We start from the raw sequence: 14,477 nt of genomic DNA on the forward strand, positions 1-14,477 counted from the left end.
CGTTATTTATACTAAATATCTTTACGAACAATTGGCATACTCATGCAACGTGGACCCCCACGACCACGAGATAATTCCGAACTTAGCACCTCAATGACTTCTATACCATGCTCCCTTAATAAAGTATTGGATACATAGTTGCGATCATATGTAACAACTACACCTGGCGCAATTGCTAATGTATTAGAACCGTCATTCCATTGTTCACGGGCGGAAGCAATTGCATCTCCTCCTCCACAAGGAATAAGAACTAATTCACTTAAACCTAATACCTCTTTTAATGCTTCCATTAAAGAAGTACGATGTGTAATTTTAAGATTTTCCGCATCTGGACCTTTTTCTAAAATATAAATATTCATATTTCCTTTTGGCCCTTGAATGGCTGGGTGAATTGTAAACTTGTCATAATCAACCATTGTAAACACTGTATCTAAATGCATAAATGCTCGGCATTTTGGAATTTCTATTGCTAACACTTTCTTAATTTTATTTTGTCGGCTAAAAAGATTTTTAGCTAAACGTTCAATTGCTTTAGCTGACGTACGGGCAGATACTCCAATTGCAATTGTTTCTTCATTTAAAATTAGCTCATCGCCACCTTCAATCGGAAACTTATAATCGCGATCTAGCCAAATTGGCACATTGTGATTTGCAAATCTTGGATGATATTTAATGATGTACTCCATGAATAATGATTCACGTCTACGCGCCGGTTCTCTCATCTTATTTATCGTTAAACCATCGCCCACGCTAGCTGCTGGATCACGAGTAAAATATAAATTAGGCATTGGGTCTAAGTAAAACGGATAATGATCTTCCATTAATTCGTATAAATGTGTCTTCTTACTTGTTTCAATTTCGTTTTTCCGTACACCACCCATAATTTTTTGAACTAATTCTTCATTTGAAAAGGAAAGTAAATATTCTTTTAAAGTTTGATGTGCAACATTTACGTCAGCCTGTCCTTCTTCTAAAATACGATCAACAAATTCTTCTCGAAGTTTTTTATCTACTAATGCCTCAGCAGCTAGTTTTTCTAAATAAAGAACTTCAACACCCCGATTGCGTAATGTTTGTGCAAAATAATCATGCTCTTTTTGAATAATTGGTAAGTATGGAATATCGTCAAATAATAATTGTTGCAAATAATCTGGCGTTAAGTTTTCCACTTCTTTACCAGGTCGTTTTAATAAAACTGTTTGTAATTCCCCAATTTCTGAAGTAACATGTATCGGATGCTTCATTTGTTGTACCTCCTTTTAAATATGTTTGATGTCTTACAAGTACATAATAAATGCTACGCGCTTTCATCTTTGTGAAAACATCCACATTATCATTGTGAAATATTAAACAAGTTATTTTTTTAAAATCATATAAATTTGTATTTTTATAACATTCCATCCCGCTTTTTCAATAAAAAAATACATATATTACGCATATATGCTGAATATTTAACTTCCGTATTTTTAAAAAAATCCTGTTTTTAATTTTTATTAAAAACAGGATTTTGCATCTAAATAATTAAATTTAACCTTTCTTCTAAAATCTCCCTATCTGATTTCGACTGAGAAATTATAAGGCATGTATCATTTCCACATATACATCCTATTTTTTCTTTCCAATCTAACTCATCAAACAAAGCACCAATAACATGTGCATTACCGGGTAATGTTTTAATAACCATTAATTGATCTACACAATCAATTTTTACAACAACCTCTCGTAATTTTTTCTTTAACTTTATATCAGTTTGTAAATGCTCTTCTGAGAAAAATTTATATATCATTAATCCTTCTTGAGAAGGTACCTTCGTTAAGTTTAACTCACGAATATCTCGAGAAACTGTAGCTTGTGTTACTAATACATCTTTTTTTGCTAACAATTCTACTAATCTTTCTTGCTTCTCTATTTCATACTCCTTTACAAATTGTTTAATTAATCGTTGTCTTTTTTCTTTTTTCATAAAAGACACCCCTTTTAATATTATAGCTCGCTATAATTTTCATCCGAAAGGGACAGAAAAGAATGTTGCGGAAACGTTCATAGTTTATACTTTTTAACTGTTGATATTAAATCTAGCTAAAAAAAGAGAAGAACAGCATTCTGTTCTTCTCTTTTACATTGAAAATCGTTCAATCGTTTGTTTCAAATCCGCTGATTGCTTCTCTAAGTCTTTTAATAATTGATCGATCGCTATCATATTTTTAGACTGCTGCAATGTCACACGTGCCACTTCTTGTGAACCAGCTGACGTTTCTTCCGCAATTGCTGCTACAGCCTTCGTCTGTGCTCCTGTTTGATGAATGTGACTCACTTGTTCGTTCATATAGCTACTAATTTGCTTAGTTGCATCGGCAACTTCCATAATACTCGATGACATTTCTTTTAAAATCAATTCAGTAGCTTCTCCTCGTTTTGCCTCTTCTTTAGCTGTTTTCACTTGCTCCGTCATTTTCAATGCGACTTGTTGCACTTCCTCTTGCATATTTCGTAATAACTGCGATATATTTCTTGCAGAATGATCGCTTTCATCAGCAAGTTTACGTACTTCTTCAGCTACAACTGCAAAGCCCCTTCCATGCTCTCCAGCACGAGCTGCCTCAATAGAAGCATTTAATGCTAATAAATTCGTCTGGCTAGCAATCTCACTCACAACAGAAACAATGTGTTCAACTTGTTTCATTCGCTCTTCTAATTTCTGTACATTTTCCATCGAATCTTCATTTTCTCTCGCCAATGTTTGAATACCTTGAATTAAAGACGTAAAGACACGTGTACTTTGTCCTAAAGCTTGAACCATTTCTGAAGACAACTCGTCAGACTGTTTTGCTTTTCCTTCTACTTCATTTGCAATAGAAGTCGTTGTATCAACAGTAGAAACGATCGCTTGAATCGATGCTGCTGATTGCTCGGCACCGGAAGAAATCTCCGCAAGAGTTTCAGACACACCTTGTGCTTGCTTTGTCGCTTCACCTGTTTGTTTTCTAATTTGCTGAACTTGATTATTTGTATACGAAAATGTAGTATCGATATTTTTTACCATGCCCCTTAAGTTCCCTAGCATCATATTAAATGCAACACTTAAAGAATTAATCTCATCATCGGTCTTTGGCAATGGGACATCTTCACGAATATCACCTTCAGCCGCTTTCCTTGCTGCTTCTTCCAACTTTCGAAGTGGTTTAATTAAAAATATTGCTGCCCCATACGCTAAAATTCCAGACCATACTACACCTAACAACATAACGATAATATTATAAACAGTTTGACTTACATAACTTTGAAAATAATCATATATAACGTAAATGAAAATTAAACTTGTTGAATATGTAATTAAAGCTAAAACTGTAGTGAATAGCATAAGTTGTGTACGTAAGCCAAAAGAAAATGTTTTTCTTTCTTTTCCCATCTCTTCTTTCCCCCTTCTTATAAGCAATATAAGTACTACCTATATATTATTATCCATATTTTCGTTATAGAAAGATATAGGGATTTTAAAAATCATAATTCCCTTGAATATCAAATTCCGTCAAAAAAATAAAGGATTCTGACAATTTATGACTAATAACAGAAATAAGGGGCAACATTTGTAAAATATATTTTTGACTGGGGGTTTTGTATGATTCAAGTTCGAAATCTAGTAAAATCATTTGGCTCACTTGATGTTTTAAAAGGAATTGATTTAGAAGTAAAAGAAAAAGAAGTTGTTGTTTTAATCGGTGCCAGTGGTTCCGGCAAAAGTACATTACTTCGCTGTCTTAACTTTTTAGAAATGTACGATGAAGGTGAAATTCACTTACAAGGTGAACAAATTGATCCGAAGCATTCAAATTTAAACAAAGTCCGTGAAAATGTCGGTATGGTTTTTCAGCACTTTAACCTCTTTCCTCATATGACCTCACTAGAAAACATCATAGAAGCACCTATCCATGTAAAAAAATTAGAAACAGCAAATGCAAAGGATATCGGAAATCAGCTTTTGCAAAAAGTCGGCCTACAAGATAAAGCAGATGTAACTCCCCACCTTCTTTCCGGTGGTCAAAAACAACGAATTGCGATTGCACGAGCTCTTGCTATGAATCCTAAAATTATGCTATTTGATGAACCTACCTCAGCCTTAGACCCTGAACTTGTTGGAGAAGTATTGCAAGTTATGAAAGAACTTGCTGAAGAAGGAATGACCATGATTATTGTTACTCATGAAATGAATTTCGCAAGAGATGTAGCTGATCGCGTCATATTTATGGATGACGGAAAGATTGTAGAGGACGCTCCGCCAGCACAATTCTTTTCAGCTCCATCACATGAACGAGCAAAACAATTTTTACGCAACGTTTTATAATGTAACTTCTGTTTCAAATGAAAAGAAATACATCCATACGGTGCACAACTAATTGTCCAAATAAAATATCTCAGTAACATACTTAAAACCATCCGTATGATCAATATATAGGAGGGGTTTTATGAAAAGAAAACTATTAACCATTGTTGCGAGTATTACATTATGTACATCCTTCATACTAGGAGCCTGTAGTAAGGAAAGTGCTACTACTTCTTCAAATGGTGAAAAAGAATTTCGTTATGCGATGAGTGGCTTATATAAACCTTTTAACTATAAAGAAAATGACGGAAAGCTTGCCGGTTTTGATGTGGAAATTGGTGAGGCACTTGCGAAAAAAATGAATATGAAACCCACTCCTATTACAAATCCATGGGAAACGCTAATTCAAGGTCTACAATCGAAAAAATATGATGCTATATTGGGCAGTATGGCAATTACAGAAGAACGCTTAAAAGCTGTTAGTTTCTCCAATCCTTATTATCGTTCTGGTGCCCAAATTTTTGTGGCTAAAAAGAATACATCTATCTCTTCTCCAGAAGATTTGAAAGGTAAGAAAATTGGTGTTGTAAAAGCTAGTACCTTTAAAGACCTTGTTGCAAAACATACAGATCAAATCACAGAATATGATAGCGATATTACTGCACTTATGGACTTAGAGCCTGGACGTATTGATGCAGTAATCACTGATCAAATGGTCGGTTTACGTATGATCAAAGAAGGTAAATCAAATATAAAAGAAGCTGGAAAACCATTAAATCTTGATGAAATGGGAATTGCTATTCGTAAAGATGATAAAGAAATGGTTGAGAAAGTAAATAAAGCTTTAGATGAAATCATTAAAGATGGTACGTATGAAAAGATCAGTAAAAAATGGTTTGGGCGTAATATTCTTGGAGACGAGGCAAAAACAAAGTAAGTTAGCCATTTAGAGATTTCATAAATCATGCCCCACTTTGTATGTGGGGCACTTCATTCACTACTAAAATCCATACAATATGAGGTGACACATATGTTTGAAATTTTTATCTCTACCTATCCCACACTCTTAAAGGCTACTATTGTCACATTACAATTAACATTAACATCCCTATTACTCGGTTCACTAATTGGATTACTAGTCGCTTTCTTTCGAATCTCTAACAATAAGGTTTTAAATAGTATTGCTCATGTATATATCGCCATTATTCGTGGTACACCTTTAATTGTTCAAATTGCCATTCTCTATTTCGGTATTACATCGATTATTGTCTTCACTCCTTTTTGGGCAGGAGCAATTGCTTTAGCAATCCATAACGGTGCATATATTACTGAAATTTTCCGCGGATCCATTCAGTCCGTTGACCGTGGACAATTGGAAGCTGCTCGCTCTTTAGGGATGCCTTACCCTTTAGCTATGCGCCGAATTATATTACCACAAGCATTTCGTCTATCTCTTCCCCCTCTAGGGAACCAATTTATTATTGGATTAAAAGATTCTTCTCTTGTTGCTTACGTAGGATTGTCCGAATTATGGGGATCAGGTTTATCAATTGCTGCAAGTAACTTCCAACAATTAGATACATACATAATTGTTGGTTTATATTACCTCGTACTTGTTCTTCTATTTACTTATCTTGTTAGTCTTCTAGAAAAACGACTACAACGAAAAGAAAATAACTCTGTCCAGGTCAAGACAAAGAACAAGAAAGAAGTCTCTTTATAACAAAAAGCAAGCTCTAAGAGAGCTTGCTTTTTCATCGTAAGATATATCTATTATTGATTTACTTTTTTTATAGTCTCTTTTTCCTCTATATGTTCCTCACGATATGAAATATTATGAGGATCCAATCCATTTCCTAAAGAACCATAGAAATGCTCCCTATGCGGATCAACTAATTCACTTCCGTGATAATACACACGTGGTGTATTCCAAAGTGCTGCCAAAGCTTTTGTCATCGGCATTTCGTGATAGCGTTCCGGCCACATTTCTTTAATTTTATCTTTTACTAATGGATAGTATTTAGAACTCATAGCAGGAAACAGATGATGTTCTGTATGGTATGAGAAATTGAAATGTAAAACGTCTACCCAGCGCGGTACTGTTACTGATAAACAGTTTGCTAAAGGATCATTTACTGGAACAATAGGATTTAAGCGGTGATTTGTTGCGATATACGCCATTACAATAAAGTTAGCAATTAACAACGGAATCACGTATGCAAAGAACCACTTTGTAGGTCCCATAATAAACAATAAACTAATCCAAACTGTCCAGGGCAAAAGAAGTTGAAGCCATACAGATTTTTGATTGGATGACTTAAATTCTTTTATAAAATGAAAGAACATTCGAGTCGAATGTAACGTAAATTGAATTGTTAGTGACAGGAAACTAAAGAATGAATGTACATGAAGAGGCATGCGATATACCCAACTCAAAAACTTACTCTTTTTCAGTTTCTCAAATGTCGGCCATGCATCTGGATCATTCTCTTCATGCTGTGTGTGAACATGATGCGTTGCATTATGCCACTTTCTCCAAAGTTTTGGGCCAGTTGATAATGGCATAAATGCTATCGCACCTAAAAAATCACGAAGCCATGCCTTTCTTACAACTGTTCCATGTAAAATTTCATGTCCTAAAAATCCAAGTGAAGCAAAACATAATCCAAGAACAATTGCAATTCCTAGATTTGCCCACACATTCAATTCAAATACACCGATCGTTATTAAACCAGCCAATGCCACAAGTAAATAAGCCAGTCCACCAAATAATCGATTAGGAACTGGTTTAAATGCTTTTTTCGGCAAATGTGGTGCTACACGTGCTGCATACCACCCAAACGTATGAAGCTCCTTCATCCTTTTGCCCCTTTCTTATGCCGCGCCCCGCGCAACTTGCATATATCAATTCTTGCTTCCAGATTGATTTTACTACGTGATCCAAAAAGCATTTATCATAAGGAAAATATACTCACTCTATCGTCACTTAATTTTCGCTTTTATTATCAATGAAAAACATTTCTCTTTTTACTCTCTATCAACCTTTCCACATGATGAATCATAACAATAGAATTTCTATATTGTCAACAACTTTTATGACCTAGTAATAAAAGTTGGTTATATTTTTATAATTATACTTTATTTCACTAAAGAAAAATCATAGATTTCATAAGGCTTTATCAGGTATATATACATATCCACTTAAACAACATAGACTCTATCTTATTCAAGAACTCTCTATGTAATCAACAAATGGAATCACTTGAATTTAGCTTTATATAAATCCTACTTCTTCATACTGCCCCAATAAAATAATTATATTAAAATATTTTTTCTTTCGTTTAGTAAGAATAGAACGCTACGAAAACAACATACATGAATTCCATATAATATGGAAATATTAAAAGGAAAATTGTTCTAATTTGGAGGTTTTCAAAATGACAGATGACACATTTCCGCAGTTACCATCATCCTATTGGATTGAATCTACTCAATTTCCTACTTTTCCTCATTTATCCGAAAATATAAAGACAGAAGTTGCTGTTATCGGAGCTGGTATTACAGGCATTACCACTGCCTATTTACTCGCTAAAGAAGGAATGAAAGTCGTTTTAATTGATTCTGGTCTTATTTTAAATGGAACGACTGGGCATACAACCGCAAAGGTAACGGCACAACATGATCTTATTTATGATGAATTAATAAATCATTTCGGTGTGGAAAAAGCCCGACTTTACTATGAATCAAATAATCATGCTCTACAATTCATAAATGAGACTGTGCAAACATATAAAATCGACTGTAATTTCTCAAATGAAGATTCGTATTTATATACAACTACTGATAATGGATTAAGAAATTTATCGAAAGAATATGAGGCCTATCAAAAATTAAATATACCTTGTGACTATGTTCAATCTCTATCGATTCCGATTCCAGTACAATCTGCACTTGTCATGAAAAACCAAGCACAATTCCATCCCCTCCTTTATTTGAAAACACTTTTAGAAAAGTTTGTGGAGATGGGCGGCAAAGTTTATGAACAAACAACAGCTATTGATGTGGAAAAAGGTGATTGTCCACAAGTCATTACAAAGGGTGACCATCGCATCACTTGTAAATATATTGTCTCTTGTTCACATTTTCCTTTTTATGATGCTAATAGCTTTTTCTTTACGCGAATGTATGCAGAACGCTCATATGCTCTTGCAATAAAAGCAAAAACAGATTATCCAGGTGGCATGTATTTAAGTATTGATGATCCAAAACGCTCCTTACGCTATATAACAAACAATGGAGAAAAGTTGATTTTGATTGGCGGAGAGAGCCATAAAACGGGACAGGGAATAAATACGATGCTTCATTATGAAGCACTCTATTCTTTTGCTGAAGCAACTTTTGGAGTAGATGAAGTTCCCTATAGATGGTCAGCGCAAGATTTAATTACTCTAGACAAGCTCCCTTATATCGGACATATTAACGAAAGAAATCCAAATATATTTGTTGCAACTGGATATCGTAAATGGGGAATGACGACTGGAACTGCAGCAGCTCACTTACTGAAGGACTCCATTCTAAAAGTCCACAGCCCATATAAAGAACTGTTTGCACCATCACGCTTTCATGCAAATCCGGATATAAAAACTTTCCTCTCTCAGAACATTGATGTTGCTAAACATTTAATTGAAGGGAAAATTGAAACCGCATTACGTAAACCAGAAGATCTTGAAGTTGGCGAGGGATCTGTTGTACATGTTAACGGTAAACGAGCAGGTGCTTATAAAGATAAAGAAGGAAAATTACATATCGTCGATACGACTTGTACACACCTCGGCTGTGAAGTTGAATGGAATAACGGTGATTGTACTTGGGATTGCCCTTGTCACGGTTCCCGTTTTTCAATTGATGGGAATGTTATGGAAGGTCCAGCAGATCAACCATTAAAACGAGTTGATAACGAATAAAAAAACAAAGAAGTTCAACAAGAAACCTGTTGAACTTCTTTATTTTTCATGACACCTTTTCATATAAATTTCGACATAAGAAGGGGAATATTAACATTAAATAAAATAATATATTCATCTACAAATAAAAGGGGTGAATACTATGCAACCTTCTGCTCCACCTCATCTAGAATCTACAGAAACTATCTTTTCAAGTTCTATTACAAAACTTGTTGTTTTTATTTGTTGGCTAGCCATTCTAGCTGACGGATATGATTTAGGTATTTACGGCGCCGTTCTGCCAAAGCTCCTAGAAGACAAAAGCTGGGCACTATCACCAGCCCACGCTGGAACAATTGCCAGCTATGCTTTATTTGGGATGTTTATTGGTGCTATTCTAGTTGGAACCATTACAGATCTAATTGGACGAAAATGGACACTTATATGCTGTTTAGCCCTTTTTTCTATCACAATGGGCTTAGCTGCAATTGCTCCTTCTCCTGAATCATTTGGGTTATCTCGATTCATCGGAGGAATCGGATTAGGCGGTGTTATCCCAACGGCTTCAGCACTTACTGTTGAATATTCACCAAAAAAACGGCAATCTTTTATTTATGCTCTTATGTTTACCGGCTATCCTTTAGGTATCGTGTTAGGCGCTATTTTATCCATGTTTATGCTAGAAGATTTCGGATGGAGAATTATGTTTGGCATCGGAATGATTCCGCTACTCCTCATTCCTTTCATTATTCGTTATTTACCTGAGTCCATTCAATTTTTATTATCGCGAAATCGACAAGAAGAAGTGAATAAAATTCTTAATCGCTTTCAAATTGAACTCCATGTAAAAGATGAAATTCCTGAAACACCATCTAATATACAAAAGAAAAATGGATTTCTTACGTTATTCTCAAAAGATTACATAAAAGCAACACTACTTTTTTGGCTCACTTATATAATGGGAATGTTTTTAATATACGGTTTAAATACTTGGCTACCACAGATGATGCGCCAGGCAGGATACCCTCTTGGATCTAGTTTATCATTTCTACTTATACTAAATATTACTGCAGCTATCGGTGCATTATTTGCTGGGGCGATTGCCGATCGTATAGGAGCAAAAATTGTTATTAGTATCTCCTATCTTATGGCAGCCATATGTATTGGACTATTAACAATTAAACCATCTGTTACAATCATTTATCTTTTAATTGGTCTTGCTGGAATTGGATCAGTCGGTATTACTCAAATATTAAATGCTTATGTAACACAATACTTCCCATCACATGTACGAGCTACCTCCTTAGGCTGGGGACTTGGACTTGGCCGAGTTGGTGCGATTGCTGGCCCTATTCTTGTCGGTATTATTATGACAATGCAATATGACTTGGCGTGGAATTTTTACTTATTCTCCTTTGCAGGTCTTATCGCAGCTATATCTGTTTTCTTTATTCCTACAAAATAAAGTGAAACTTTAATCAGCCCTCACCAATCGGGCGTTTACGGGCAGTTGACCTCCCACCTAACTTCTTCGCTCCAGCCGAATCTTGAGGTGGGAGTCTTACTGCCCGTTAATGCGGGATAAAAAAGAGCACAAACTCACTTGTGCTCTTTTTCATATACTTCAAACAACATATTTCGAAATAATGTATTCAAACTCTCAATATCAATCCCTAATCTCTTTTCAATATCTTTCACATATTGCTCATAATAATTAATTTGTTCTTCTAAAAATTGATTTAGCACCTCAATTTTCAATCCAACGTCCAATTCAGTACCTGCTTTTTTCTTTATTAACAACTTTTCAATTTCATTCAATACACTAGGCTCTACTGATAGTTCCATAATTAACCGGTCAAATTCTACTGGGGGCAATGTCCCTTTCTCTTCTAACCATTTACAAGCTAAAATAGGACGTAATACGTAAAAGTACTTTTCAACTTTACATTTTCACCTTGTAAAAATTCACGATAGTTTTTTGAAGCCATATGTAAGTAATGATATATCGTTGATTTCGGATTAAAATCCTTTTCACTCATTTGCTGAAGCTGCTCTGGAAGGTTCGAGTTTTCCGAATAAAAAATCGGCGATCGAATCCATTCGAGTAACGCTGGATTTGACTTTGCAAACAGTTGCAAAGCCTTTTTAATATCCCAACCACTTATGTCTAAATCATCACTAATTGGATATTCGATTACATCACGCTTATCATGGATTGATAAATACCATTCTACAGGGTGTATATAAACAAACCTAACATCATAATCACTATCTTTCGATGGAAACCCCCACGCCCGACTCCCTGATTCCACAGCGAATAAAATTTTCACACCATTCTCTTTTTCAATTCGCTCTAGTTCTAATTCAATTTTCTCTCTCATTTCATACCATCTCCATTTTTTGATTATTTCCCTGGGAATTCGACAAATATACGACTAATTTTACTATATACCAAAACAGCTGTCAGACAATTTCTGACAGCTCAATAAAGCATCTATTTTTTATTTTCAATTACAGTAGCAGTAATTCGTTCAAACTCTTTTTGAATTTCCTCTTTATATGCATCCACTTTTGAAAAATCCATAGCAGCAATATAAATTCGTTCTAATTTATCACGAACTGATTTTGCTTTTGCTAAGAAAGACATTGCCTCATTCATTTTTGCTTTATATTGAATGGAAACGTCACGAATTTCTGTAGCATACTTCTCATCCGTCCCCGGTTTAACAATAAGAGCATACATATCTATAATCTCATCACCTTCGCGACTTGGAAAATATTCATGTGGTGCGGTACTATCAAAAATTGCAAATCCTAATTCTCTTACGATAACCATATCAAGACTATTCGGGTCAAATCCGCAATGATATACTTCAACGTCAAAACCTTTTTCTTCTGCTGCCTTCGATAACTTTTTGAGCATTGTTGATTTTCCAGAGCCCGGGCGTCCTTTTATAAAATAACGATGTGGTAACCCTTCTGTTAAATTAGGAACAAAATCAACTGCTCCTTTCGGTGTAGCAGCTCCTAAAAAACGATGTTTCACAATCGATTGTTTCTCCTTTTTATCTGCAAATAATTTCTGAATTAGCTGATCTGTTAGTTCATTTGCTTTATTAAAATCAATGTTATTAATATATATTTTCTCCCACTCATCATGTATAACTAATGCCTCTTTAAAACATCCGTAAGCAGATTTGAAAGCCTTTCCCGCTTCTAATACAAACCGTTCAATTTCTAACTTCTGCTTTCTTAATTTATCTGAGTCCCAAGCAACTCCTAAATTTATATACTCTTCAATAACTCCTGGCATTTTCGGCTCAATAACATGCGGTGATGTTCCATCAACAATTCCTACTTTTAATTTCGGAATAATCACCCCATCAACTGACTTATTATCAGAAGAACAATGCAAAAGTTCAATATCATATCCTTTTTCAACCCATTCACGACCTATTGCCTTAATTAAAGAAGATTTTCCCGTTCCTGGACCACCCTTTAAAATAAACAACCTGTCTAGCCCCTTCAAATTCTCTTCGTATAAGCTGTGAAATCCTCTAGCTGTATTTCCACCGGCATAATAATTCAATACATTCCCTGTCACTGCACTCACTCCTTCGCAACAGTCTACTTACATAAGCTACAATATGCGAGCAGCTTTATTTGGGTGAACACCTAATTTGTATTGCACGAAAAAAGGAAATGAATTACAATTTAAATATCACAAACATTCCGAATTTAAAACCGAATAAACCTTTATCAAGAGAGGCAGAGGGACCGGTCCTTTGAAGCCCAGCAACCTCAGTTTATGCAAACTGAATAGGTGCTAATTCCTGCAAAATGCATTGCATTTTGGAAGATAAAACTCAACTAGTATGTAAAGCTCATCTTTCTTGATTATGAAGGATGGGCTTTTTATTATTTGAAAAAAATATATTGGAGGTATGTAAAATGAAAGTAATTGATCTATCACAAACGTTTGAAAATAATATGTCTCAATTTCCTGGAACACCAAAAATCCAACTAGAAGCCATTACAAGCGTTGAAGAAACAGGTTATCAAGTTACGAATTTTCATTCTGTCGTTCATGTTGGTACGCATTGTGATGCGCCTGCTCATTTCATTTCAGGCGCAACCACTATTGATCAATTACCCCTAAATCAATTTGTAGGCGAAGCTGTCCTTATCGATGTGACTCATGTTCAAGAGCGAAAATTACCTAAGGAAGTATTACATACTGTCGACATAAAAGAAGGCGATATTGTCATTTTCCATTCCAATCTATCTAATAAATGGAATACCGAAGCTTATGAGAAAGAAGCGTTTTATCTTTCCGAAGAATTAGCTGAAGAACTAGTTCAATTAAAAGTAAAATCTGTCGGTTTAGATTTTATTTCTCCTGATGAGGTAACGACAGAAACATCACCGATTCATCACATACTGTTAGGAAATAATATTTACTTAATTGAAAACTTAACAAACTTAGATGCCATTAAAGCGAAACGATTTTTTTCTCAGCAGCACCTTTAAAAATTAAAAATAGTGACGGTGCTTTCGCAAGGGCATTCGCTGTTATTTTTTAAACATGGTCTACAAAAAAAGCAAAGATCACTTTTGACCTTTGCTTTTATATTTTTTATTTAAGTTAAAAAAGAATTGCTCCACCTTTGGTCGTATCCACGCTAAATAATCTTTATCCTTCTTCTTTGTACAAGCTATCTCTTCTCCATCTACCATTTCGACAAGTTCTAGCTCTAACAGTTGCCTCGTAAATGCTACCATATTTACTTCTTCTGCTGGATATTCTTCTTTTAATTTCTCCTCAATTTCTCCCAATAAAAAACCGTCACGCATCATTGCTAGTGCATCAATCCAAAGTGGCGGCATTTCATATGTCTCTCCTGTAATCGTATCTTTTACAATATAGTTCTTTTGCTCTTTTCGAAATTGAATCGTGTGTAAGCATACAGTCGAATTTAATGTTAATTCCATCATACCACCCCTTTCATCATATCCGCATAGAAAAAAGGATGCGCGTGCACCCCTTCTTTTCTTTTCATAACACTACTGAACCGTTACATGAGCTAAAAGCTCTATGTCGATATTTTCCTCCATTATAAACGAAGTTTTTTATAAAAAAAACCCTTCTTGAAACATTTTATAAAATGTTTATATTTACACAACAAGAACACTTTTCTGAAAAGTAATTTCGT

Annotated in this window: 11 protein-coding genes, 2 pseudogenes and 1 riboswitch; of the genes and pseudogenes, 6 read left to right on the forward strand and 7 right to left on the reverse strand. The window is 34.9% G+C overall.

Translation table 11 applies throughout. The features are described 5' to 3' along the window. Positions 1-11 precede the first annotated feature (11 nt). The 3 genes from arcA to MR155_RS19565 all read right to left on the reverse strand — a co-directional run bounded on the left by arcA (position 12) and on the right by MR155_RS19565 (position 3,409). Positions 12-1,244 (reverse strand): arginine deiminase, encoded by a 1,233-nt coding sequence (arcA, locus tag MR155_RS19555; protein WP_002029542.1) that lies wholly within the window; start codon positions 1,242-1,244, stop codon positions 12-14. A 269-nt stretch (positions 1,245-1,513) separates the two neighbouring features. Further along, a complete protein-coding gene (gene argR, locus MR155_RS19560; protein ID WP_033708744.1) occupies positions 1,514-1,963 on the reverse strand; it encodes an arginine repressor in 450 nt (149 codons plus the stop codon). A 153-nt stretch (positions 1,964-2,116) separates the two neighbouring features. Beyond that, on the reverse strand, positions 2,117-3,409 hold the full coding sequence (locus MR155_RS19565) for a methyl-accepting chemotaxis protein (protein WP_242310882.1): 1,293 nt from the start codon (positions 3,407-3,409) through the stop codon (positions 2,117-2,119). A gap of 210 nt (positions 3,410-3,619) precedes the next feature. Here MR155_RS19565 and MR155_RS19570 point away from each other — a divergent pair, with 210 nt between their 5' ends. The 3 genes from MR155_RS19570 (at position 3,620) to MR155_RS19580 (ending at position 6,044) form a co-directional block, all read left to right on the forward strand. After that, positions 3,620-4,342: an amino acid ABC transporter ATP-binding protein gene (locus MR155_RS19570; protein ID WP_242310883.1), complete on the forward strand. Its 723-nt coding sequence runs from the start codon at positions 3,620-3,622 to the stop codon at positions 4,340-4,342. Positions 4,343-4,463: 121 nt separating this feature from the next. Continuing rightward, entirely contained in the window at positions 4,464-5,258 is a 795-nt protein-coding gene (locus tag MR155_RS19575; protein WP_002091263.1) for an ABC transporter substrate-binding protein, read from the forward strand. Between the two features lie 93 nt (positions 5,259-5,351). Further along, the gene (locus MR155_RS19580; RefSeq protein ID WP_002091265.1) at positions 5,352-6,044 is read left to right on the forward strand and encodes an amino acid ABC transporter permease; all 693 of its coding nucleotides are present in this window, start codon (positions 5,352-5,354) and stop codon (positions 6,042-6,044) included. 50 nt (positions 6,045-6,094) lie between these two features. Here MR155_RS19580 and desB read toward each other — a convergent pair whose 3' ends face one another. Beyond that, positions 6,095-7,180: a Delta(10) desaturase DesB gene (desB, locus tag MR155_RS19585; protein ID WP_242310884.1), complete on the reverse strand. Its 1,086-nt coding sequence runs from the start codon at positions 7,178-7,180 to the stop codon at positions 6,095-6,097. Between the two features lie 578 nt (positions 7,181-7,758). Between desB and MR155_RS19590 the strand changes: the two genes are divergently transcribed. Continuing rightward, positions 7,759-9,285, forward strand: a complete 1,527-nt coding sequence (locus tag MR155_RS19590) for an FAD-dependent oxidoreductase (RefSeq protein WP_219300407.1) — start codon at positions 7,759-7,761, stop codon at positions 9,283-9,285. Between the two features lie 142 nt (positions 9,286-9,427). Then, entirely contained in the window at positions 9,428-10,729 is a 1,302-nt protein-coding gene (locus tag MR155_RS19595) for an MFS transporter (protein WP_113938004.1), read from the forward strand. 134 nt (positions 10,730-10,863) lie between these two features. Here the strand turns inward: MR155_RS19595 and MR155_RS19600 are convergent. Together MR155_RS19600 and MR155_RS19605 are read right to left on the reverse strand one after the other, a co-directional pair. Beyond that, a pseudogene (locus MR155_RS19600) lies at positions 10,864-11,645 on the reverse strand (nucleotidyltransferase domain-containing protein). A gap of 113 nt (positions 11,646-11,758) precedes the next feature. After that, positions 11,759-12,868 (reverse strand): PRK06851 family protein, encoded by a 1,110-nt coding sequence (locus MR155_RS19605; protein WP_242310885.1) that lies wholly within the window; start codon positions 12,866-12,868, stop codon positions 11,759-11,761. Positions 12,869-13,017: 149 nt separating this feature from the next. Further along, positions 13,018-13,130, forward strand: a riboswitch (SAM riboswitch). Between the two features lie 85 nt (positions 13,131-13,215). Between MR155_RS19605 and MR155_RS19610 the strand changes: the two are divergent. After that, positions 13,216-13,847 (forward strand): annotated as a pseudogene (locus MR155_RS19610) (cyclase family protein). 25 nt (positions 13,848-13,872) lie between these two features. Here the strand turns inward: MR155_RS19610 and MR155_RS19615 are convergent. Further along, on the reverse strand, positions 13,873-14,256 hold the full coding sequence (locus tag MR155_RS19615) for a hypothetical protein (protein WP_033715352.1): 384 nt from the start codon (positions 14,254-14,256) through the stop codon (positions 13,873-13,875). Positions 14,257-14,477 lie beyond the last annotated feature (221 nt).

Source organism: Bacillus cereus group sp. BfR-BA-01331 (assembly GCF_022663915.1).
Classification (GTDB): domain Bacteria; phylum Bacillota; class Bacilli; order Bacillales; family Bacillaceae_G; genus Bacillus_A; species Bacillus_A mycoides.

Coding starts and splice junctions, on each gene's coding strand:
- MR155_RS19590 (WP_219300407.1), top strand. CDS start 7,759: ATGACAGATGACACATTTCCGCAGTTACCATCATCCTATTGGATTGAA.
- MR155_RS19565 (WP_242310882.1), bottom strand. CDS start 3,409: ATGGGAAAAGAAAGAAAAACATTTTCTTTTGGCTTACGTACACAACTT.
- arcA (WP_002029542.1), bottom strand. CDS start 1,244: ATGAAGCATCCGATACATGTTACTTCAGAAATTGGGGAATTACAAACA.
- desB (WP_242310884.1), bottom strand. CDS start 7,180: ATGAAGGAGCTTCATACGTTTGGGTGGTATGCAGCACGTGTAGCACCA.
- argR (WP_033708744.1), bottom strand. CDS start 1,963: ATGAAAAAAGAAAAAAGACAACGATTAATTAAACAATTTGTAAAGGAG.
- MR155_RS19570 (WP_242310883.1), top strand. CDS start 3,620: ATGATTCAAGTTCGAAATCTAGTAAAATCATTTGGCTCACTTGATGTT.
- MR155_RS19575 (WP_002091263.1), top strand. CDS start 4,464: ATGAAAAGAAAACTATTAACCATTGTTGCGAGTATTACATTATGTACA.
- MR155_RS19615 (WP_033715352.1), bottom strand. CDS start 14,256: ATGGAATTAACATTAAATTCGACTGTATGCTTACACACGATTCAATTT.
- MR155_RS19580 (WP_002091265.1), top strand. CDS start 5,352: ATGTTTGAAATTTTTATCTCTACCTATCCCACACTCTTAAAGGCTACT.
- MR155_RS19595 (WP_113938004.1), top strand. CDS start 9,428: ATGCAACCTTCTGCTCCACCTCATCTAGAATCTACAGAAACTATCTTT.